Here is a 19591-nt window from a genome sequence, read left to right as displayed (position 1 = left end):
GTTCCGCGCAGAGGGAGTGGCCGCTCCTAGGAGGAGCGCCACCAGTTTCGGCACGTAACGGAGGTCATGGGACGAGTGTAGCGTCCACCGGCCCGCGCGGGGCTGAGCGTTTCCGCTGCTCGTCGCGGCTGCCGCCTACTTGTCGCCACCCACGTAGAACAGCAGCATGACGAACCCGGCGAACATGTGCGTCGCGAAGATGTAGACGAAGACGCGCAGGGCGACGCTGCGTTCCTTCCAGCTCTCGCTCTCGCTCATCAGGTCCTCCTCCGTCCGGCTGCCGCCGTGGCACCGCCTTCCAGAGTACGCAGAGCCCGGTGGACAGCTGTCCCGGAGCGGGTGGAATAGAGAGAGGGGGTGCTCCGTTGTAGGGTGTGTTCACATAGTTCAACGTTCAACCAACGACGCGATCGACTTGCCCGATCGGCTTGCTCGATCAACGTGCTCGATCAGTAGGAGGCGGACCCCATGCAGTTCGGGATCTTCACCGTCGGGGATGTCACCACCGACCCCACGACCGGTACGACACCGAGCGAGAACGAGCGGATCAAGGCGACCCTCGCGATCGCACTCAAGGCCGAGGAAGTGGGCCTGGACGTCTTCGCGACCGGCGAGCACCACAACCCGCCGTTCGTCCCGTCCTCCCCGACGACCACCCTCGGCTACATCGCCGCCCGCACCGAGAAGCTGATCCTCTCCACGTCCACCACGCTGATCACCACCAACGACCCGGTGAAGATCGCCGAGGACTACGCCACGCTCCAGCACCTGGCCGACGGCCGTGTCGACCTGATGATGGGCCGCGGCAACACCGGCCCGGTCTACCCCTGGTTCGGCAAGGACATCCGTCAGGGCATCCCGCTGGCGATCGAGAACTACGCGCTGCTGCACAAGCTGTGGCGCGAGGACGTCGTCGACTGGGAGGGGAAGTTCCGCACCCCGCTGCAGTCCTTCACCGCGACCCCGCGCCCGCTGGACGGTGTCCCGCCGTTCGTCTGGCACGGCTCGATCCGCTCGCCGGAGATCGCCGAGCAGGCCGCGTACTACGGCGACGGCTTCTTCCACAACAACATCTTCTGGCCCATGGAGCACACGAAGAAGATGATCGACCTCTACCGGCGCCGCTACGCCCACTACGGGCACGGCACCGCGGAGCAGGCGATCGTGGGCCTCGGCGGCCAGGTGTTCATGCGGAAGAATTCGCAGGACGCCGTGCGGGAGTTCCGCCCGTACTTCGACAACGCGCCGGTCTACGGGCACGGGCCGTCGCTGGAGGACTTCACCCGGCAGACCCCGCTGACCGTCGGCTCCCCGCAGGAGGTCATCGACCGGACCCTGTCTTTCCGCGAGGACGTCGGTGACTACCAGCGCCAGCTGTTCCTGATGGACCACGCGGGGCTGCCGCTGAAGACGGTCCTGGAGCAGCTCGACATCCTGGGCGATGAGGTCGTGCCCGTGCTGCGCAAGGAGTTCGCCCGCCTGCGCCCGGCCGGAGCGCCGGACGCCCCCGTCCACCCCGCGGTCGCCGCCGCCAGGGCCCCCGAGGAGCTCCGATGACCGTGACCGCCACCGCCCCGCTGAGGATCGTCGCCGTCGCGGCAGGACTCAGCAGCCCCTCGTCGACCCGGCTGCTGGCCGACCGGCTCGCCGAGGCCGCCCGCGAGAAGCTGGCAGCCGAGCAGGACCGCCCGGTCGAGGTCCAGGTCGTCGAGCTGCGTGATCTGGCCGTCGACATCGCCGGCCACCTGGTCAGCGGCTTCCCGTCGGCCGGTCTGAAGCAGGCGATCGACGCGGTGACCGGGGCCGACGGGCTGATCGCCGTGACGCCCGTCTTCACCGCCTCGTACAGCGGACTGTTCAAGTCCTTCTTCGACCTGGTCGACAACACCGCGCTGACCGGCAAGCCGGTCGTCATCGCGGCGACCGGTGGAACCCCCCGGCACTCGCTGGTCCTGGAGCACGCCATGCGCCCGCTCTTCGCCTATCTGCGGGCCGCCACCCTGCCGACCTCCGTGTACGCGGCCTCGGAGGACTGGGGCTCGGCAGGGGACGAGTACACCGAGGGGCTGCCCTCCCGGATCCGGCGCGCGGGCGGCGAGCTCGCCGCCGCCGTCACGGGACGCACCGTCTCCGGCGCCACCAGGGCGCTGACACTGGACGACGGCGAGGACGCGGTCGTGCCCTTCGCACAGCAGCTCGCCGGTCTGCGGGTCGGCTGACCACGGCATCGGGGCCCTGCGGGCTGCCCGCGGGGCCCCCGATGTCCGCCTTGACTACAGTTACAGCCGTATGCCGTACCTGTTGAACACGCGTCGAACACACTGGAGGCAGACATGGGCAGGATCGTCGTGGGTGTCGACGGATCGGACCCGTCGATCAAGGCGCTGCGCTGGGCGGTGCGCCAGGCCGAACTGACCGGCGACACCGTCGAGGCCGTCAACAGCTGGGAGTACCCCGCGACCAGCTGGGGGTCCATGATGCCGGGCGTGCCGGAGGACTTCGACCCCCAGGCGGTGGCGACCGTCGCGCTCACCGAGGCACTGGAGGAGGCACTCGGCGTCGACGGGGCTGCGGCGGTCGAGAAGATCGTCGTGATCGGCAACCCCGCCCAGTCCCTGCTGGAACGCTCCAAGGGCGCGAATCTGCTGGTCGTCGGCGCCCGTGGCTACAGCGGCTTCAAGGCGACGCTACTCGGCTCGGTGAGCCTCCATGTCGCCCAGCACGCGAGCTGCCCGGTCACCGTCGTCCGCGACTGACGCCCCCACACACGCCGGACCGATGGGCGGGCCCCGACGCGGGGCCCGCCCATCGGTCCGTCCGCGTCGCTGTACCCGTGACGGCGGGCGCGCCTGTGACGGCGGATCTGCCTGTGACGGCAGGCGCGCCTGTGACGGCGGGGTCATTCCTCGCGGGTGTAGTACATGTAGAACATCGTGCAGAGCATCCCCGCGCCGACCACCAGGCCGATGAACCCCGACATCAGCACGCTCTTGCCGTTCAGGCTGGACAGATAGCCGACCGCGCCGCCGGTCAGCGCCCCGATCGTCGCGGCGCGCAGTTCGCGCGGCAGGGCCTTCCGGATCCGTACGAACGCGTAGCAGAGCACGGCGAAGCCCACGCCTGAGATGACACCGAGCCAGATCTGGCCGTTGGTGGTCCTGCCGCCGTCCCGGTTGATGAAGAAGGCCCAGAAGCCGAGGATCACGCCCAGCACCAGGGGCACCGCCCAGGAGAGCGCGCTGTGCCCCTGCCGTCCCCTTCGGGCGGGGGTACGCGCAGGTGTTCGCCGGTGCGTCGGCATCGTCGCGTGTGTGGCCATGGTGCACAGCCCCTTCCGTCGCCCCCGTCCCTGTGTCCCTCCAGCGCACACCCGGCCGGGCCGCCCGGCAACTCGAATGGCGTACGGCCCGGAGCGCCCCACCACCGCAGGGGATTGGCTGGTGCTGTGCGGACCTCTCTCTCAGCGGCACTGTCGGCGGTACTCCTCGTCCTGCTCGCTGTCCTGGTCCCGCTGAGCGCACTGTCCGCCTGGGTCGATCTGGAGCTCGACGACACCGACCGGTATCTCGCCGCCGTCTCCCCGCTGGCCTCCGACGACGATGTGCGGAACACCGTGGCCGCACGGGTCACGGACGAGGCGATGAAGAACATCGACGTCGGCCCGCTCCAGGACACCGTCGAGCAGTTCCTGCACGAGACCGCCCTGTCGTTCACCACGACCGAGGCCTTCCAGCGGGCCTGGGACGGCGCGAACCGGAAGGCGCAGCAGGCCGTCACCGCCTCCCTGCACGGGGACGACGGGCAGGCGGTGACCATCGACCTGGCCCCGGTGATCGAGGAGGTCAAGAAGCAACTCGTCGACAGCCGGGTACCGTTCGCCGACCGGATCCCCGTCCGGAAGACCACCATCACCGTGCTGTCCGCGGACCGCGCCGACGACCTGCGGAACTCGTTCCAGTGGCTCAGGTACTGGAGCGTCTGGCCGACCGTGGGCACGGCGGTACTGCTCGTCCTGGTCCTGGGTCTCACCCTCGTACGCGCCGGCCCCCGGGCCGCCCTGACGGCCACGGCCGTGGCAGGCGCCGGTCTCGCCCTCGGCGCGGCCCTGCTGTGGATGGCGGTCGCCGCCGGCCGTGACCGGGTGCTCGGTCAGGTGCCGGCGACCGACCGCGACGGGGCCGCCGCGGTGTACGACGCGCTGACCGCGTCCCTGCGGACGACGGTGTGGGCCGTACTGATCGCCGGAGCGGTCATGGTCGTCGGGGGCCTGGTGGGCCGGGTCCTGGTGGGACGGGTCGCGGCGGTCCGCGGCGGGTAGGCCTCCGCTGTGAGCGGCAGCGTCGCAAGGCCATCCGTGGAGGCCCGCCCCCGGCCGCGCGGGCGGTGGCGCACCGTGGCCGGCGGGTGTGCGGCGCTCGCACTGTGCTGCACCACGGTCGTGCTCGGCTTCCGCGCCGCGGACGCCGACGGCCCCACGCCGCTGCCCCAGACCCTCGCCTTCCTCCCCTGGCTGCTCGTCCCCGGCGCCGTCGCCCTCGCGCTGGCGGGCGCCGCCCGGTGGCGTACGGGCATGGTCTGGGCGGCCGTGATCCTCGCGGCCACCTGCTGGTACGCCAGGCCCTACGGTCCCGGGGACACCGGCGCGCACGGGCCCGTCCTGGCCGAGCTGCGCGTGCTGACCGCCAACGTGGAGTTCGGCGGCGCCACCGACGCGCTGATCGGCGCGGTACGGCGCGAAAGCCCCGACCTCGTCTTCGTCCAGGAGTGCGATCCGCGCTGCGCCGACGCCGTCGCCGCACGGATCCCGGAGGCCGCATACCCGCACCGCAATGTCGTCCGCCTCGAAGGTTCACGCGGATCAGCCCTGCTCAGCCGGTATCCGCTGCGGACCGCCGAACCGGTCGACGCGACCATGGCCATGCCGGGCTCGGTGGCCTCAGTCGCCGGGAAGGACATCCGGCTCCAGCTCGCGCACCCGCTGCCGCCGGTGCCGGGCGGAGTCGGAGGGTGGCGGGACGAACTCGGCAGGATCAGGGACTTCGCGGCCGGCGCGAAGGGCGGTCCTGTCCTGCTCGCGGGCGACTTCAACGCCTCCCAGGACCATGCCGCCTTCCGCGCGGTCCTCGAAGCGGGCGCGCTCCACGACAGCTCGAGGGTCGCGGGCAAGTCCCGTACGTACAGCTGGCCCGCCGACCGGCCCACGCCCCTGCGCACCCAGATCGATCATGTCCTGGTCAGCGACGACTTCTCCGTACGGTCCGCCCGCTTCCTGGATCTGAGCGGCACCGACCACCGTGCTCTGCTCGTCGAGCTGTCCCTCCACGACCGCTGATCCGCCCGCGCGGTGGGTCTACCCGCCCTGGTGACCCTGGAGGCGTTCCATCTCGCGGCGGTCGCGCTTGGTCGGGCGGCCCGCGCCCCGGTCACGGACCGGGACCTGGACGGCCGCCTCGCGCGGCGGCGGGGGCGGGCTGTTGTCGATGAAGCACTCGGCCGCGACCGGCGGGCCGACCCGCTTCTTCACGATCTTGGAGACGACCACGATCCGGTCCCGGCCCGCGTGCCGCAGCCGCACCTCGTCGCCCGTACGCAGGGCCTGGGCGGGCTTCGCACGCTCGCCGTTGACTCGCACATGCCCCGCGCGGCAGGCGGCAGCCGCCTGCGAGCGCGTCTTCGTCAGCCGGACCGCCCAGACCCAGGCGTCGACCCGGACGCTTCCCTCCGCCAACGGCACCTCACCGGACCCCATACCCACGACTCTAGCCCGGCAGCCCCCCGGCCGGGCCCTCTGCGTGGTGGTGAGAGGTTACGGACGGGAATCCGGTCGATATGTCCGAATCCCTCGTCCGTAACCTCCCCTGCCGTCAGACGCCGACGTCGCTGCCGTCCTTGCGCCAGACGGCGACGACCGAGGGGCGGACGATCCTGTCGGGGCCGTCCGGCCAGGTGCTCGCCGGCTTCTCGACGGACGCGCCGTCGACCTCACCGGGGTGCTGCACGGCGACGAGGACGCGACGGTCCTGGATGACCGGGCCGCAGGTCTCCGCACCGGTCGGCATGGTCAGGAACTGCTTGAGCTCACCGCGCCGTTCACCCTGGGTCGCCACGCCGAACAGGCCGTCGTGCGAACCGAGCTGGTTGCCGTCCGTGGAGATCCACAGATTGCCGTGATCGTCGAAGGCCACGTTGTCCGGGCAGGAGATGGGGCTGACGTTCTCCTTGGGGAAGCCCGAGAAGTACGTCGCCGGGTCCTCCGGGTCGCCCGCGACGAGGAACAGCCGCCAGGCGAAGCCGTCACCCGCCGGGTCGTCCCAGTTCTCCGCGAACTCCAGGATCTGACCGTGCTTGTTGGCGTTGCGCGGGTTGGCCTCGTCCACGCCGGCCATGCCCGCCTCGCCGCGGTCGGTGTTGTTGGTGAGGGCGACGTAGACCCGGCCGGTGCGCGGCGAGGGCTCGATGTCCTCGGGGCGGTCCATCTTCGTCGCGCCGACCTTGTCACCGGCCAGGCGGGTGAAGACGTACACCTCCTCGGCCGTCATGCCCGGAACGTGCGAGGTGTCGCCCGTGGCGAGCGGGATCCAGACGCCGCTGCCGTCGAACTCACCGTCGGACGGGAGCTTGCCCGTGCCGTCGAACTCGGCTGCCGGGGAGTCGCCCGTCAACTTGGCGACGTACAGGGTGCCTTCGTCCAGCAGGGTGAGGTTGTGCTCGTGGGCGGCCCGCGAGTTCCCCTTCTTCATCCGCTTGCTGGAGACGAACTTGTAGAAGTAGTCGAACTTCTCGTCGTCACCCATGTAGACCACGGGACGGCCGTCGGCGGTGAGCCGGGGCTGCGCCGCCTCGTGCTTGAACCGGCCGAGCGCGGTCCGCTTGCGGGGCGTCGAGTCGGGGTCGTACGGGTCGAGCTCGACGACCCAGCCGAAGCGGTGTGCCTCGTTGGGCTCCTGCGCCAGGTCGAAGCGCTGGTCGAACCGCTCCCACTTGCGCTCCGTCTCGCCCGTGCCGATGCCGTACCGAAGGTCGGTGTCGCTGGAACCGTTGGCGAAGTACTGGTTGAAGTTCTCCTCGCCGTGGAGTGTGGTGCCCCACGGGGTGGTGCCGCCGGCGCAGTTGTTGAGGGTGCCGAGCACCTTGCGGCCGGTGCGGTCGGCGGAGGTACGCAGCAGCGGGCTGCCGGCGGCCGGGCCGGTGACCCGGAATTCGCTGGTCGCGGTGAGGCGGCGGTTCAGCTGGTGGCGGGTGACCGGGGCGAGCTTGCCCGTGCGGTGCTCCTCCTGGACGACGACCACGGAGAGTCCGTGCGCCGCCCAGGCGATCTCGACCTGCTCACGGGTCGGACTGGCCGGATCGTATCCACGGAACATCAGGATCTCGTCCGTGTACTCGTGGTTGGCGACCAGCACCTGACGCCCGCGCTCACCGGGCAGCGGGATCAGGGAGAGGAAGTCGTTGTTGTAACCGAACTGGCCCGCCTGCGCCTTGGCGGACTGCTTGTCCGGGTCGAAGCGGGGAGCCCCGCGCAGGATCGGCTCGCCCCAGCGGATCACGACGTTCTGGCTGTAGCCGTGGGGGATCGTGACCTGGTCGTCCGTGTTGGGCGCGACGGCCTCGAAGCGCAGACCACGGGCGCCCGGAGCGGTGGGCTTCGGCTTGCTGCCGGGGCGGCCCGTGGAGGGCGCGGCCTCGGCGGTCCGCACCGCCGGGCCGACGAGGGCCATGGTTCCGGCGGCGGTCGCCACGGTCACCACGGCGGCGGCCCGCATCATCGACCGGCGTGACAGGGCACCGGCGATGATGTCACCGGCGTACTCGTTGTCGCTGGTGTTCGGGACCTCTTGGAAGCAGGCGTCACCGCAGCGGTAGCGGCAGGTCAACGCAGAACGCCCGCCCGGGTGCGAGCCGATGAGCGGTAGCAGATTACGCACGTTTTCGTCCCTCCGTCGTGTGTCACGCGTGACGGTAGGGGCGCGTCCATCCCGTTCGTGGGACTGCCGATGAACGGAGGGTGAAGTCCGGGACACCGCTGCACTTCCGGCAGTCCGGCCCCCGTACGGGCTTCCGTTCAGGACTCGGTGACGACTCGGTTGGGGCTCGGTTGACGCAGGGGCGGGCCGCGCAGCCGGACGGCCGGATCCGGCCGCTAACCTTACGTATCCGCCCTGGCCAGGGATCAATTCCCGCAGTACGGACATTTATCGCACCCAACTCATGCGAAAGGCCTCGCCCATGGGCATTCGGAGCTTGCTGCGCAAGGTGTTCGGCCGGACGGAGCAGGACGAGCCGACCACGGCCACCGTCCCGCCCCAGGCCGAGCGCACCCAGGCCACGGAGCCGGAGCCGGAGAAGGCCTCGGTACCGGCCCCGGCTTCATCCTCGGACCGGTCCACCGGTGCCGAGCACGACAGCGGAAGCGGAAGCGGAAGCGGACAGGCGTCGGACCTGGTTTCGGCGGCCTTCGACAAGACGAGCGAATCCTCGGCCGCCACATCGGCCGCCACCTCGGCTCCGGTGTCCTCGCCGAGGATTCCGGCCCAGGGGTCGGACCCGGAGGTGAAGCCGGCGGAGGACTCGGCCGATGCCGGGAAGGACACCGCCGCCGACGCCGACGCCGAGCCGATCACGATCGACATCGACCTGGATCCGGAGGGCGAGAGCGAGCGCGCGGCCGCGGTCGAGGAGCCTGCCGCCGAGGCCCCCGCCACCGAAGCCCCTGCCGCCGGAGCAGAGGCCGAGACGAAGGCCGAAGCGAAGACCGAGCCGGCTCCCGAGGCGGCCCCCGAGCCGGAGGCCGCGCCCGAGGCGCCGAAGGCCGAAGCGGCAGCCGCCGAGCCGGACGCGGAGCCGGTCGCGGAGGCAGCCGTCGAGCCGGCCGTCGAGCCGGCCGTCGAGCCCAAGGCTTCCGCTCCCGCCGGGAAGCCTGCCGTCACCCTCGCCCGGGTCAAGGCGGCGGCGCCCGCGCTCGTCGCCCCGTACAAGGCGGCGCAGGCCGGTCTCAAGGCGCACGGGCTGACGGGGCTGCGGGCCACCGTGTATCTGGTGCTCGACCGGTCCGGCTCCATGCGGCCGTTCTACAAGGACGGCAGCGCCCAGCACCTCGGCGACCGCACGCTGGCGCTCGCCGCGCACCTGGACGCGAACGCCACCGTGCCCGTCGTCTTCTTCTCGACCGACATCGACGGCACCGGGGCGGTCGACCTCGCCACGCACGAGGGCCGGATCGACGAGCTGCACGCGGGCCTCGGCCGCCTGGGCCGTACGAACTACCACCGGGCCGTCGAGGAGATCGTCACGCACTACGAGAAGTCAGGCGCCACAGGACCGGCTCTGGTGATCTTCCAGACGGACGGCGCCCCGGACGCGAAGGTCGCGGCCAAGCAGGCGCTGGCGGAAGCGGCACGGCTGCCGCTGTTCTTCCAGTTCGTCGCGTTCGGCGAAGAGGACGCGAAGGGCTTCGACTTCCTGCGCAGGCTGGACGTTGAGAACGCCGGTTTCTTCCACGCGGGTCCCGCCCCGCGCGAGGTGCCCGACGCGACGTTCTACCGGGAGGTCCTGGCCGGACTGCCCGCCTGGACCGCCGCCCGCGGAGACAGCGCGGAGGACTGATCCACCGGCAGCCGTACGGTCACGGCGAGCCCGCCCTCCGGGCCGGGTACCGCCGTGACCGTACCGCCGTGGGCCAGCGCGATCGACCGCACGATCGAAAGGCCGAGCCCCGAGCCCTGCCCCATACGGTCCCGCCCCTCCCCACGCCTGAACGGCTGGAAGAACCCGGCGATGTCCGCCTCGGCCACAGCGGGTCCTGTGTTGCGGACCACCAGGACCCCGACAGCCGACAGTGACACCCTGACCCGGCCGTCGGGCACGTTGTACCGCACCGCGTTGGACAGCAGGTTCGCCACGAGCTGCGCGAGCAGCTGCCGGTTTCCGCGTACGACGCAGGGCTCGGCCTCGACCGTGACCTCCGGCCGGTCCACCGCCGAACGCCCCGCCGCCGCGGGGGTCCTGACCGACTCCTCCTTGAGCACCTGCGCCAGGTCGACCTCCGCGCGCTCGGTGCCGGCCAGCCCCTGTTCGCTGCGGGCCAGCACCAGCAGGCCCTCGATGAGCCGCTCGCTGCGCCGGTTGTTGTCCAGCAGCGTCTGCCGGGTCCGTACGAGGTCCTCGGGAGACGGGTCGTCGAGCCCCACCTGGATCGCCGCCCGCTGGGTGGCCAGCGGGGTCCGCAGCTCGTGCGAGGCGTTGGCGATGAAGCGCCGCTGGCTGTCGAAGGCCTTCTCCAGCCGTGCCAGCAGCGCGTCGAGTGTCTCCCCCAGCTCCTTCAGCTCGTCGTCAGGACCGCTGGAGGCGATCCGCTCGTGCAGGGTGTGTTCGGAGAGCCGCCGTGCCTTCGCCGTCATCGCGTGGACGGGCCGCAGCACCCGGCCGGCGGTCCACCAGCCCACGCCGACCGCGCAGCCCGTCATGACCAGCAGCGCGGCGATCGACCAGTACAGGAGCTCCCGGCTCGCCGCGTTGCTGACGTCGTCGGTGACGTCGTAGACCGTGGGCGGCCCGAGGCGCCCCCGTGTGTGCAGGGGCCCGTTGACCGCGAAGCCCGGCTGGGCGACCGCCGCGGATGTGGCGATGGCCCGGGCCTGCGAGTCCGTGCCGGCGCGCGACGCCAGGTTGACCGTGGTGAGCAGCGCCGTGCCGAGGACCAGGAAGACCCCGCCGTACACGAGGGCGATCCGCATCCGGATCGTGGAGTGCCGGACGTGCGAGGTACCGGTCGCCCGCACCAGGCGTAGCAGCCCGCCGCTCACAGGGCGTACCCGACGCCCTGGACGGTGCGGATCAACGCCGGCTCCCCCAGCTTGGCGCGCAGCTTGCTCATACAGACGCGGACGGCGCCGGTGAAGGGGTCGGCATTGGCGTCCCAGGCCCGCTCCAGCAGCTCCTCGGCACTGACCGTGCCTCCGTCTGCCTCCAGCAGCAGCTGCAACACGGTGAACTCCTTCGGTGAAAGATCCAGGTCCCGCCCGTCACGCGTGGCGGCCCTGCGCACGCTGTCGAGCCGGATGCCGTGTCTCTCCAGCTGCGGCGGGACGGGACGGGCGCTGCGCCGCCGCAGGGCGCGCACCCGGGACACCAGCTCGGGGAATTCGAAGGGCTTGCTCACATAGTCGTCGGCGCCGAGGTCGAGCCCCTCCACCCGGTCCTCCATGGTCCCGGAAGCGGTGAGCATCAGGATCCTGGTCCGTGAGCCCGCGGAGACGAGCCTGCGCGCCACGTCGTCGCCGTGCACCCGGGGCAGATCGCGGTCCAGGACGACGACGTCGTAGTCGTGGAGCCCGAGGTAGGCGAGCGCGGCGTCGCCGCTGTACACGGTGTCGACGGCGAATCCGGCCCGCCGCAGTCCGGTCGCCACCAGCTCCGCAAGAATTTCCTCGTCCTCGGCGACCAGTACCCGCATCGTGTTGTCCCCTGCCTCGTGCACGCGTGCCCACTCCTCCCAGGATGCGTCTTTGGTACGGGAAAGGATGTTTCGCAAAGCTCTCCGCACCCCGGGGCGCCGTTATCGATGTGAGTGGATCTCCCACGGGCCGTTAGGATTTCGACCATGGCGGCCACTGGATCCGAGAAGCAAGGGGGCGACGTCGTGAAGAGTTTCTACGTATCGACCCCCATCTACTACGTCAACGACGCTCCTCACCTGGGCCACGCCTACACGACCGTCGCAGGCGACGTGCTCACCCGCTGGCACCGCCAGCGCGGCGAGAAGGTGTGGTACCTCACCGGCACGGACGAGCACGGTCAGAAGATCATGCGCACGGCCGAGGCGAACAACGTCACCCCCCAGGCCTGGTGCGACAAGCTCGTCGAGGAGGCCTGGAAGCCCCTCTGGGAGCACCTCAACGTCGCGAACGACGACTTCATCCGTACGACGGAGAAGCGGCACACCGACCGTGTGCAGGAGTTCGTGCAGGACCTGTACGACAAGGACCAGATCTACAAGGGCGGGTACGAAGGCCCGTACTGCGTGGGCTGCGAGGAGTACAAGCTCCCGGGTGACCTGATCGAGGCCGAGGACGGCACCAAGCTGTGCCCGATCCACAAGAAGCCGGTGGAGCTCCTCAAGGAGGAGAACTACTTCTTCAAGCTGAGCGAGTACGGCCCGAAGCTCATCGAGTTCTACGCGGCCAACCCGGGCTTCATCCAGCCCGAGTCCGCCCGCAACGAGATCGTGAACTTCGTCAAGCAGGGTCTCCAGGACCTGTCGATCTCGCGTTCCACGTTCGACTGGGGCGTCCCGGTGCCGTGGGACCCGAAGCACGTCATCTACGTGTGGATCGACGCGCTGCTCAACTACGCGACCGCGGTCGGCTACGGCGCCAACCAGGAGAAGTTCGACGGCACGTTCCCGGCGGACGTGCACCTGATCGGCAAGGACATCCTGCGCTTCCACTCGGTCATCTGGCCGGCCATGCTGATGGCGCAGGGTCTTCCGCTGCCCGGCAAGGTCGTCGCCAACGGCTGGCTGATGGTCGGCGGCGAGAAGATGTCCAAGTCGAATCTGACCGGCATCAAGCCGCAGGACCTGACCTCGCACTTCGGCGTGGACGCGTACCGCTGGTACTTCCTGCGGGCCATCGCGTACGGCAGCGACGGCTCGTTCTCCTGGGAGGACTTCAGCGCCCGCTACACCTCCGAGCTCGCCAACGACTACGGCAACCTCGCCTCGCGCGTGGCGGCCATGGTCGGCAAGTACTTCGGCGGTGCGCTCCCCGAGGCCACGGCGGCCGGCGACGCGGAGCTGGCGGTCCAGGAGGGCCTGGCCAAGGCTGTCGCCTCCGCCGACCGGAAGGTCGGCGAGGAGCTGGACTTCCAGGGCGGCATCCTGGCGATCTTCGACTTCGTGAAGCAGGTCAACGGCTACATCACGGAGCAGGAGCCCTGGAAGGTCGCCAAGGACACGTCCCCGGAGGGACAGGCCCGGCTCGCGACCATCCTGTACACGGCGGCCGACGCGCTGCGCGCCGTCGCGGTCCTGCTGAACGCCGTGATGCCGGACACCTCGCAGAAGCTGTGGGAGTCCCTCGGCGCCGAGGCCTCCCTCGGCGCGCTGGCCGACCAGCCGGTGCAGGACGCGGGCCGCTGGGGACAGCTGCCCGTGGGCGCGACGGTCACGAAGGGCGCGGTGCTGTTCCCCCGCCTGGAGGAGAAGCCCGCGTAAGCGACGCACACCACGCAGGAGCCCGGCTCCCCGAACACGGGGACCCGGGCTCCGTCGGCAACAGCCTTGACGGGCAGGCCGCAGTAGCCATTCCGCGTCTCACAGGGCCAGCGACGCGGCGTCCCCCATCACGATCACCGGGTGCTTCGCCGGATCCAGGGTGAGCAGCAGCTCCCGCATCCGGTCCTCGGTCAGCGAGACGCAGCCCTGGGTCGGGCCGCCGTGGTCGACGTGGAGCCAGATACCGCCGCCGCGCTCCGGGCCCAGGGGCCGGGTGCGGTCCAGCGGGCTGGTGCCCGGGGTCCGGTTGTAGTTGATGGCGACGACGTAGTCGAAGGAGCCGTCGAGGGGCTCGCCCAGGAAGCCCTCGCCGGTCACCGCGAAGCGGTGCTGTTCGTCGTACGGGAGCAGTGCGCCCGGGTCGGGCAGCCGGCCGCCCGCGTCGGTGAGGCCGAAGACCCCGACGGGGGATCTGAGGTCATCCGCGAGATGGTGGTCCGTCCAGCCTTCCCTTCCGTTGTGGGCGGGCCAGGGGCCCGCCCCGGGTCTCCATCCGAGGGCGGCGTCGTCGAGGTTGTAGAGCACGACCGATGAGTTGTTGGAGTCGGGGCCCTGCCCGGTCACCACGACGGCCTGCCGGGCCGTGGCCGGGATCTGCGCGCGGGTCCCCGGGCCCAGATCCGGGATATCCGCCGGGGGGCGGAGGCTCTCCACGGGGCGCGGCGGGGCGCTCGGGGCCTCGGGGCCGGCCGCGCCCCGGGGCGCGGAGGGGTCGACGGTCCCCACGGTCCCGGCGGAACAGCCGATGACCAGCAGGTACAGGGCGACGAGAAGGACGTAGGGGCGGCGCGGGAGGGACACGGTGCGGAACTCCTCGGTGGAGGGCGGACGAGCTTCCCGTGCCAGTCTTTGCCGGGCCCGAGGGCGCCGAACCTGAACCGGGGCCATCCGGATGTACCCGGCCCGTGTACCCGAGGCCGTAGGAGTTCCACCCGTACGCGGGCAAGTTCCACGTGAAACAGCCCCCGGCCGGGTGGCCGGGGGCTGTTTCACGTGGAACCGAAGCGGAGGGGGTGACGCCTACTTCGCGCCGGTGTCCCTCGCCACCGAGTCCTTGGCCTCGGCCTTCTCCTTCGTCGCCGCGACGGGCTTGCGGAGCTGGATGTTCAGCTCGCGCAGCCGCGTCTCGTCCAGCACGGTCGGAGCACCCATCATCAGGTCCTGGGCGTTGCCGTTGAGCGGGAAGGCGATCGTCTCGCGGATGTTGGGCTCGTCGGCGAGCAGCATCACGATGCGGTCGACGCCCGGGGCGATGCCGCCGTGCGGCGGGGCGCCGAGGCGGAAGGCGCGGAGCATGCCCGCGAACTCGTGCTCCACGGTCTCGCGGTCGTAACCGGCGATCTCGAAGGCCTTGAGCATCAGCTCGGGCTCGTGGTTACGGATGGCGCCGGAGGACAGCTCGATGCCGTTGCAGACGATGTCGTACTGCCAGGCGAGGATGTCCAGCGGGTCCTTCTCCTCCAGGTCCTTCAGGCCGCCCTGGGGCATCGAGAAGGGGTTGTGCGAGAAGTCGATCTTCCCGGTCTCCTCGTCCTTCTCGTACATCGGGAAGTCGACGATCCAGCAGAACCGGAAGACGCCCTCCTCGAAGTGTCCGGCGCGCTTGGCGGCCTCCACACGGACGGCGGACATGATCTTGGAGACCTCGTCGAACTCGCCCGCGCCGAAGAAGACCGCGTGGCCGGGGGCCAGGGACAGCCGCTCGGTGAGGGTCTTGACATCCGTCTCGGTGAGGAACTTCGCGATCGGTCCTGCCAGCGTGCCGTCGTCGCCGACGCGCACCCAGGCGAGGCCCTTGGCTCCGTGCTCGACGGCGTACTCACCGAGGCCGTCGAAGAACTTCCGGGACTGGCCCGCGGTGTCCGGCACCGGGAGGGCGCGGACGTGCTTGCCGGCGAACGCCTTGAACCCGGAGTCGGCGAAGACGTCCGAGATGTCGACGAGCTCCAGCTTGGCCCGCAGGTCCGGCTTGTCGTTGCCGTACTTCAGCATCGACTCGCGGAACGGGATGCGCGGGAACGGCGAGGTGACATGGCGGCCGTTGCCGAACTCCTCGAAGAGCTCGGTCATCAGCTTCTCGATCGGCTGGAAGACGTCCTCCTGCTCGACGAACGACATCTCCACGTCGAGCTGGTAGAACTCGCCCGGCGAACGGTCGGCGCGGGCGTCCTCGTCACGGAAGCAGGGCGCGATCTGGAAGTACCGGTCGAAGCCGGAGATCATCAGCAGCTGCTTGAACTGCTGCGGCGCCTGGGGGAGGGCGTAGAACTTGCCCGGGTTGAGCCGGGAGGGCACCACGAAGTCACGGGCGCCCTCGGGGGAGGTCGCGGTGAGGATCGGCGTCGCCATCTCGTTGAAGCCGAGGGCCACCATCTTGGAGCGGATGGAGGCGACCACGGCCGAGCGCAGCATGATGTTGCGGTGCATGCGCTCGCGGCGCAGGTCGAGGAAGCGGTACTCCAGGCGCCGCTCCTCGTTGACGCCGTCCTCGGCGTTGATCGTGAAGGGCAGCGGTCCTGCCTCGCCCAGCACCTCGACCTCGGTGACCTCGATCTCGATCTCACCGGTCGGGAGCTCCGGGTTGACGTTGTCGGCACCGCGCGCGGAGACCTTGCCGTCGATCCGGACGACGGTCTCCTTGGTCAGCTTCGCCAGGGCGTCGTTGCCGGCGGTGCCGGGGCGCGCGACGAGCTGCACCAGGCCGTAGTGGTCGCGCAGATCGATGAAGAGGATGCCACCCAGGTCTCGGCGATTGTGCAGCCAGCCGCTCAGCCGGACGTCGGTGCCGACGTCAGAGGCGCGGAGCTCGCCGCAGGTGTGGGACCTGTACCGATGCATCGTCGTTCATCCAGTCTTCGCGGGGCGGGGGTGTGACACCTCAGGTTACCGCCCGTGGACACGCCGCTTCATTGGCATTGTTGCCGCACGGCTGTCCGGGACGCGCCCGAAGGCGTCCGACAGGGCGCTGCCTGGCGGTCTCCCTCGGTGGCGACCGCGGAGAACATCTTCCTAAAGTGGGGCAATGCGCACCGAGGAGATCCTTGCTGCGATCGGAACCGGCCTGTGGAGCTGGGACAGCTCATCGGGCTCGGTCTCGTTCGACGCCGAGGCGGCACGGCTGGTGGGGCTGCCCGCCGAGCCCACGACCCGCCCCGGCGGCGAGGTGCGCCCGCGCTTCCATCCGGCCGACTGGGACGAGATCGACGGCATCGTGAACTTCGCGATCGCCGAGGGCACGTTGGCCGAGGCCAGGCTCCGGATCATGGACGAGAACGGCTCGGTCGTCCGCACGGTGCGCACCCGGTCGAAGCCGGTCCCGCTGAACACCCCGGGGCGTCATACGTATGTGCTGATGGGCACGCTCCAGGAGGTCACCGAGCCCCCGGCGGGTGCCGCCGCGCAGACCCCGCTCACCGGCGACTGGCGACGCTCGCGCGAGGCGTTCCTGCTGGACGCGGGGCGTGCGCTGGCCGAGGCGGCGTCCACCGAGGAGGTCCTGCGGGTCGCCGCCTCGCTCTCCATGCCCGGCTTCTCTCCTGACGGACTCGCCCTCTTCGGCGTCTCGGGCGAGCGGCTGACCGTCATCGGGCACCACGGGCAGAACGCCGGCGACGAGGAGCCGTTCACCGACATGCCGCTGGAGACCGACTATCCGGCCGCCGAGGTCGTGCGGACCGGCCAGGCGATCTATCTGGAGTCGCCCGAGGAGTACCGGCGGCGCTTCCCCGCCACCTGGCCCCTCGCCAAGGGGTTCCGGCGCCAGTCCTGGGCCTTCCTGCCACTGATCTCGTCCGGGCACACCACGGGGGCCTGGATGGCGGGGTTCCAGCACCGGGTGGCCTTCTCGCCGGACGAGCGCTCCGTGCTGTCGACGGTGGCCCGGATGCTGGCACAGGCCCTGACCCGCGCCGGTGCGGCCGAGAACGAGCGCGAGCTGTCGCTGGGCCTCCAGAGGTCGATGAGGCCGTCCCTCGGCCCCGATGTACCGGGCCTGGCGGTCGCGGCGCGCTACATCCCGACAGGGGGAGGGCTCCAGGTCGGCGGCGACTGGTACGACGTGATCCCGCTTCCCAACGGCCGTATCGCCCTGGTCATCGGCGATGTCCAGGGCCATGACGTCCGGGCGGCGGGCCTGATGGGCCAGCTGCGGATCGCCCTGCGCGCGTACGCCTCCGAGGGGCACCGCCCCGATGCCGTGCTCTCCAGGGCCTCGCGCTTCCTGTCCGGGCTGACCGAGACGTACGACCCGCTCGACGGCGAGGACCGGTCCGACGCGACACGCTTCGCGACCTGTCTGTACGCGGAGGCCGACCCCACGACCGGGACCCTCGACGTCGCCAGGGCCGGCCACCCGGACCCGGTGGTGATCAGCGTCGACGGCACCGCGGTGATCCGGCAGACCGCCGGGGGGCTGCCGCTGGGCGTCGAGAAGGACGCCGACTATCCGACGACCCGTGTCGTCCTGGGGTCGGGCGAGACGATCATGCTGTGCACGGATGGGCTCATCGAGACCGGCGGACACGACATGGCCACCGGATGGACCAGGCTCAGGCCGGTCCTGGAGAAGCCCGTCGAGGACCTGGAGGAGCTCGCGGACGCCCTCGTACAGACGGTGCACGGTCCCGGCTCGCACTACACGACCGGGCCACTGGCGGACCGCCGTGAGGACGACATCGCGGTCCTGGTGCTGCGCCGCGAAGGGGCGCGGACGCGCAGGACTCCGGCACGGCGCTCGGCCATGACCATCGCCCAGGCGGAGCCCGAGCGGGTCGCGGCCGCCAGGCAGCAGCTGAGGGAGCTGTTGCACGACTGGGGTGACGCGGAGCAGATCGACTCCGCGGAGCTGATGGTCTCCGAGATGTCCACGAACGTGCTCGTGCACACGGACGGGGACGCGCTGCTCGTGGCGGAGGTGACCGGAGAGCGGGGCATGCGGCGGCTGCGTGTCGAGGTGGCCGACGCCAGCGACGAGCTGCCGCACAAACGGCGGCCGGGCGAGATGGCCTCCAGCGGCCGCGGACTGATGCTGATGGAGATGCTCGCCGACCTGTGGGGCGTGGACCCGAGGGGCGAGGGGAAGTCGATCTGGTTCGAGCTGTACGAGGCGGCGGAGCCCGCGGAGCTGGGCGCCGGCCTCGTCTCATGAGCCCTCCGGAACCGCGCTTTCCGGGCCGTCGTCCTCGAAACCACGGCGCAGCTCGCCGATCACCCCGAACGCGGCGGCGCACAGGGGCACCGCCAGCAGCATGCCGAGCAGTCCCGCGACGCTCGCACCCGCGGTCAGCGCGATCATGACCATGGCGGGGTGCATCTGGACCGTACGGCTCTGGATGACGGGCTGGAGCACATGGCCCTCCAGCACCTGGACGGCGAGCACCACGCCCAGGGCCCAGAGCGCGATCACGAAGCCTCGATCGGCCAGCGCGACCAGCACGGCGACGGCCCCTGAGATGAACGCCCCGAGATACGGGATGTAGGCGCCGACGAAGACCAGCGCCCCCAGGCCCACCGCGCCCGGCACCCGAAGGATCAGCAGGCCCACCGTGATGCACACCGCGTCGATCAGGGCGATGAAGGTGGTGCCGCGCATGAACCCCTCGACGGCTTCGAAGGCCCTGCGCCCCATGGCCTCCACGAGGTCGCCCGTGCCGCGCGGGGCGACCGAGTGCGCGAGGCGGGCGGCGCGGTCGGAGTCGCGCAGGAAGAAGAACGTCAGCAGCAGGGCCAGGACGGAGGTGGTCAGGAGCGACCCGATGAGGCTGATCCCGGTGAGCAGGCCGCCCGCCGCGCTCGCGCCGAACTTCTCGACCAGGCCCTTGGCGTTCTCCGCCAGGTCGTCCACATTCGCGGAACCCGCGATGCCGAAGTGGTCGATGACCCACTGGCCCGCGTCCTTCAGCGAGGACACGATCTGGTCGCCGGTGTCGACGAGGGCGGTGACCACGATGTATCCGGCACCGCCGACCACCGCGACGAGCGCGGCACAGGTCAGGCCCGCCGCCACCGATCTGTTCACCTTGTGGGCGGTCAGCCAGCGGTGGACGGGCCCGAGCAGGGCCGTGCCGAGCAGCGCCAGCAGGACCGGGGTGACCGCGGTCTTGAGCGTCACGCACAGCCAGACGGCCACGGCCACGACGCCGGCGACCAGGAGCAGTACGCCGCACCAGGCGGCCGTCCGCCGCGCGACGTCGGGCAGGAGGGGCTTCCGGTTGGGCGGCACCCTCCCACCCGATCACGGGCCGGGAGCGGTGTCCCTTCCGCACGGGCGTACGGGTGACGCCCCGTCATCCGCACGCCGGGCGCCGTCCGTACGCCGGG

Annotated in this window: 17 protein-coding genes; 8 read left to right on the top strand and 9 right to left on the bottom strand. The window is 70.8% G+C overall.

The features are described 5' to 3' along the window. Nucleotides 1-135: 135 nt before the first annotated feature. The gene (locus tag OG623_RS17835) at nucleotides 136-258 is read right to left on the bottom strand and encodes a DUF6126 family protein (protein ID WP_362893846.1); all 123 of its coding nucleotides are present in this window, start codon (nucleotides 256-258) and stop codon (nucleotides 136-138) included. A gap of 210 nt (nucleotides 259-468) precedes the next feature. Here OG623_RS17835 and OG623_RS17830 point away from each other — a divergent pair, with 210 nt between their 5' ends. The 3 genes from OG623_RS17830 (at nucleotide 469) to OG623_RS17820 (ending at nucleotide 2756) form a co-directional block, all read left to right on the top strand. Further along, nucleotides 469-1557: an LLM class flavin-dependent oxidoreductase gene (locus OG623_RS17830; RefSeq protein ID WP_406147633.1), complete on the top strand. Its 1089-nt coding sequence runs from the start codon at nucleotides 469-471 to the stop codon at nucleotides 1555-1557. A 2-nt stretch (nucleotides 1558-1559) separates the two neighbouring features. Beyond that, nucleotides 1560-2219 carry an FMN reductase gene (locus OG623_RS17825; protein WP_406151880.1) on the top strand — a complete coding sequence of 220 codons (660 nt, stop codon included), beginning with the start codon at nucleotides 1560-1562 and terminating at the stop codon, nucleotides 2217-2219. Between the two features lie 114 nt (nucleotides 2220-2333). Beyond that, the gene (locus OG623_RS17820; protein WP_406147631.1) at nucleotides 2334-2756 is read left to right on the top strand and encodes a universal stress protein; all 423 of its coding nucleotides are present in this window, start codon (nucleotides 2334-2336) and stop codon (nucleotides 2754-2756) included. Between the two features lie 143 nt (nucleotides 2757-2899). Here OG623_RS17820 and OG623_RS17815 read toward each other — a convergent pair whose 3' ends face one another. Further along, nucleotides 2900-3319, bottom strand: coding sequence for a hypothetical protein (locus OG623_RS17815; protein WP_406147629.1), 420 nt, complete (start codon nucleotides 3317-3319; stop codon nucleotides 2900-2902). Between the two features lie 126 nt (nucleotides 3320-3445). Between OG623_RS17815 and OG623_RS17810 the strand changes: the two genes are divergently transcribed. Together OG623_RS17810 and OG623_RS17805 are read left to right on the top strand one after the other, a co-directional pair. Beyond that, nucleotides 3446-4318 (top strand): hypothetical protein, encoded by an 873-nt coding sequence (locus OG623_RS17810; RefSeq protein ID WP_406147627.1) that lies wholly within the window; start codon nucleotides 3446-3448, stop codon nucleotides 4316-4318. Between the two features lie 75 nt (nucleotides 4319-4393). After that, complete coding sequence (locus OG623_RS17805; protein ID WP_406147626.1) at nucleotides 4394-5332, top strand: endonuclease/exonuclease/phosphatase family protein; 939 nt, start codon at nucleotides 4394-4396, stop codon at nucleotides 5330-5332. A gap of 18 nt (nucleotides 5333-5350) precedes the next feature. Here OG623_RS17805 and OG623_RS17800 read toward each other — a convergent pair whose 3' ends face one another. Together OG623_RS17800 and OG623_RS17795 are read right to left on the bottom strand one after the other, a co-directional pair. Continuing rightward, nucleotides 5351-5749, bottom strand: a complete 399-nt coding sequence (locus OG623_RS17800) for an RNA-binding S4 domain-containing protein (protein WP_406147625.1) — start codon at nucleotides 5747-5749, stop codon at nucleotides 5351-5353. A 115-nt stretch (nucleotides 5750-5864) separates the two neighbouring features. Further along, nucleotides 5865-7925 (bottom strand): PhoX family protein, encoded by a 2061-nt coding sequence (locus OG623_RS17795; RefSeq protein ID WP_406147624.1) that lies wholly within the window; start codon nucleotides 7923-7925, stop codon nucleotides 5865-5867. A 301-nt stretch (nucleotides 7926-8226) separates the two neighbouring features. Between OG623_RS17795 and OG623_RS17790 the strand changes: the two genes are divergently transcribed. Continuing rightward, nucleotides 8227-9603 carry a VWA domain-containing protein gene (locus OG623_RS17790; RefSeq protein ID WP_406147623.1) on the top strand — a complete coding sequence of 459 codons (1377 nt, stop codon included), beginning with the start codon at nucleotides 8227-8229 and terminating at the stop codon, nucleotides 9601-9603. Here OG623_RS17790 and OG623_RS17785 read toward each other — a convergent pair. Both OG623_RS17785 and OG623_RS17780 read right to left on the bottom strand, forming a co-directional pair. Beyond that, the gene (locus OG623_RS17785; RefSeq protein WP_406151879.1) at nucleotides 9537-10733 is read right to left on the bottom strand and encodes a sensor histidine kinase; all 1197 of its coding nucleotides are present in this window, start codon (nucleotides 10731-10733) and stop codon (nucleotides 9537-9539) included. The genes OG623_RS17790 and OG623_RS17785 overlap by 67 nt on opposite strands. Before the next feature lie 65 nt (nucleotides 10734-10798). Beyond that, on the bottom strand, nucleotides 10799-11452 hold the full coding sequence (locus tag OG623_RS17780; protein ID WP_161198899.1) for a response regulator transcription factor: 654 nt from the start codon (nucleotides 11450-11452) through the stop codon (nucleotides 10799-10801). Nucleotides 11453-11599: 147 nt separating this feature from the next. Between OG623_RS17780 and metG the strand changes: the two genes are divergently transcribed. Beyond that, a complete protein-coding gene (metG, locus tag OG623_RS17775; RefSeq protein WP_406147622.1) occupies nucleotides 11600-13213 on the top strand; it encodes a methionine--tRNA ligase in 1614 nt (537 codons plus the stop codon). 99 nt (nucleotides 13214-13312) lie between these two features. Here the strand turns inward: metG and OG623_RS17770 are convergent, their stop codons facing one another. Next, complete coding sequence (locus tag OG623_RS17770) at nucleotides 13313-14074, bottom strand: hypothetical protein (RefSeq protein ID WP_406147621.1); 762 nt, start codon at nucleotides 14072-14074, stop codon at nucleotides 13313-13315. Between the two features lie 219 nt (nucleotides 14075-14293). Beyond that, entirely contained in the window at nucleotides 14294-16111 is a 1818-nt protein-coding gene (aspS, locus tag OG623_RS17765; protein WP_406147619.1) for an aspartate--tRNA ligase, read from the bottom strand. Between the two features lie 184 nt (nucleotides 16112-16295). Here aspS and OG623_RS17760 point away from each other — a divergent pair, with 184 nt between their 5' ends. Further along, the gene (locus tag OG623_RS17760) at nucleotides 16296-18419 is read left to right on the top strand and encodes a SpoIIE family protein phosphatase (protein ID WP_406147617.1); all 2124 of its coding nucleotides are present in this window, start codon (nucleotides 16296-16298) and stop codon (nucleotides 18417-18419) included. On the opposite strand, the gene OG623_RS17755 is transcribed toward OG623_RS17760, so the two are convergent. Next, nucleotides 18414-19493, bottom strand: coding sequence for an AI-2E family transporter (locus OG623_RS17755; RefSeq protein ID WP_406147616.1), 1080 nt, complete (start codon nucleotides 19491-19493; stop codon nucleotides 18414-18416). The genes OG623_RS17760 and OG623_RS17755 overlap by 6 nt on opposite strands. Between the last annotated feature and the right edge of the window lie 98 nt (nucleotides 19494-19591).

This window comes from Streptomyces sp. NBC_01012 (genome assembly GCF_045162755.1).
GTDB lineage: Bacteria > Actinomycetota > Actinomycetes > Streptomycetales > Streptomycetaceae > Streptomyces.
Note: the sequence above shows the minus strand (reverse complement) of the source record. Positions and strands in the feature narration are given on the sequence as shown.

What these genes read in the sequence shown, in the direction of transcription:
- OG623_RS17785 (WP_406151879.1), bottom strand. Translation starts at nt 10,733, where the DNA reads ATGCGGATCGCCCTCGTGTACGGCGGGGTCTTCCTGGTCCTCGGCACG.
- OG623_RS17800 (WP_406147625.1), bottom strand. Translation starts at nt 5,749, where the DNA reads ATGGGGTCCGGTGAGGTGCCGTTGGCGGAGGGAAGCGTCCGGGTCGAC.
- OG623_RS17820 (WP_406147631.1), top strand. Translation starts at nt 2,334, where the DNA reads ATGGGCAGGATCGTCGTGGGTGTCGACGGATCGGACCCGTCGATCAAG.
- OG623_RS17835 (WP_362893846.1), bottom strand. Translation starts at nt 258, where the DNA reads ATGAGCGAGAGCGAGAGCTGGAAGGAACGCAGCGTCGCCCTGCGCGTC.
- OG623_RS17780 (WP_161198899.1), bottom strand. Translation starts at nt 11,452, where the DNA reads ATGCGGGTACTGGTCGCCGAGGACGAGGAAATTCTTGCGGAGCTGGTG.
- OG623_RS17815 (WP_406147629.1), bottom strand. Translation starts at nt 3,319, where the DNA reads ATGGCCACACACGCGACGATGCCGACGCACCGGCGAACACCTGCGCGT.
- OG623_RS17830 (WP_406147633.1), top strand. Translation starts at nt 469, where the DNA reads ATGCAGTTCGGGATCTTCACCGTCGGGGATGTCACCACCGACCCCACG.
- metG (WP_406147622.1), top strand. Translation starts at nt 11,600, where the DNA reads ATGGCGGCCACTGGATCCGAGAAGCAAGGGGGCGACGTCGTGAAGAGT.
- OG623_RS17790 (WP_406147623.1), top strand. Translation starts at nt 8,227, where the DNA reads ATGGGCATTCGGAGCTTGCTGCGCAAGGTGTTCGGCCGGACGGAGCAG.
- OG623_RS17760 (WP_406147617.1), top strand. Translation starts at nt 16,296, where the DNA reads ATGCGCACCGAGGAGATCCTTGCTGCGATCGGAACCGGCCTGTGGAGC.
- aspS (WP_406147619.1), bottom strand. Translation starts at nt 16,111, where the DNA reads ATGCATCGGTACAGGTCCCACACCTGCGGCGAGCTCCGCGCCTCTGAC.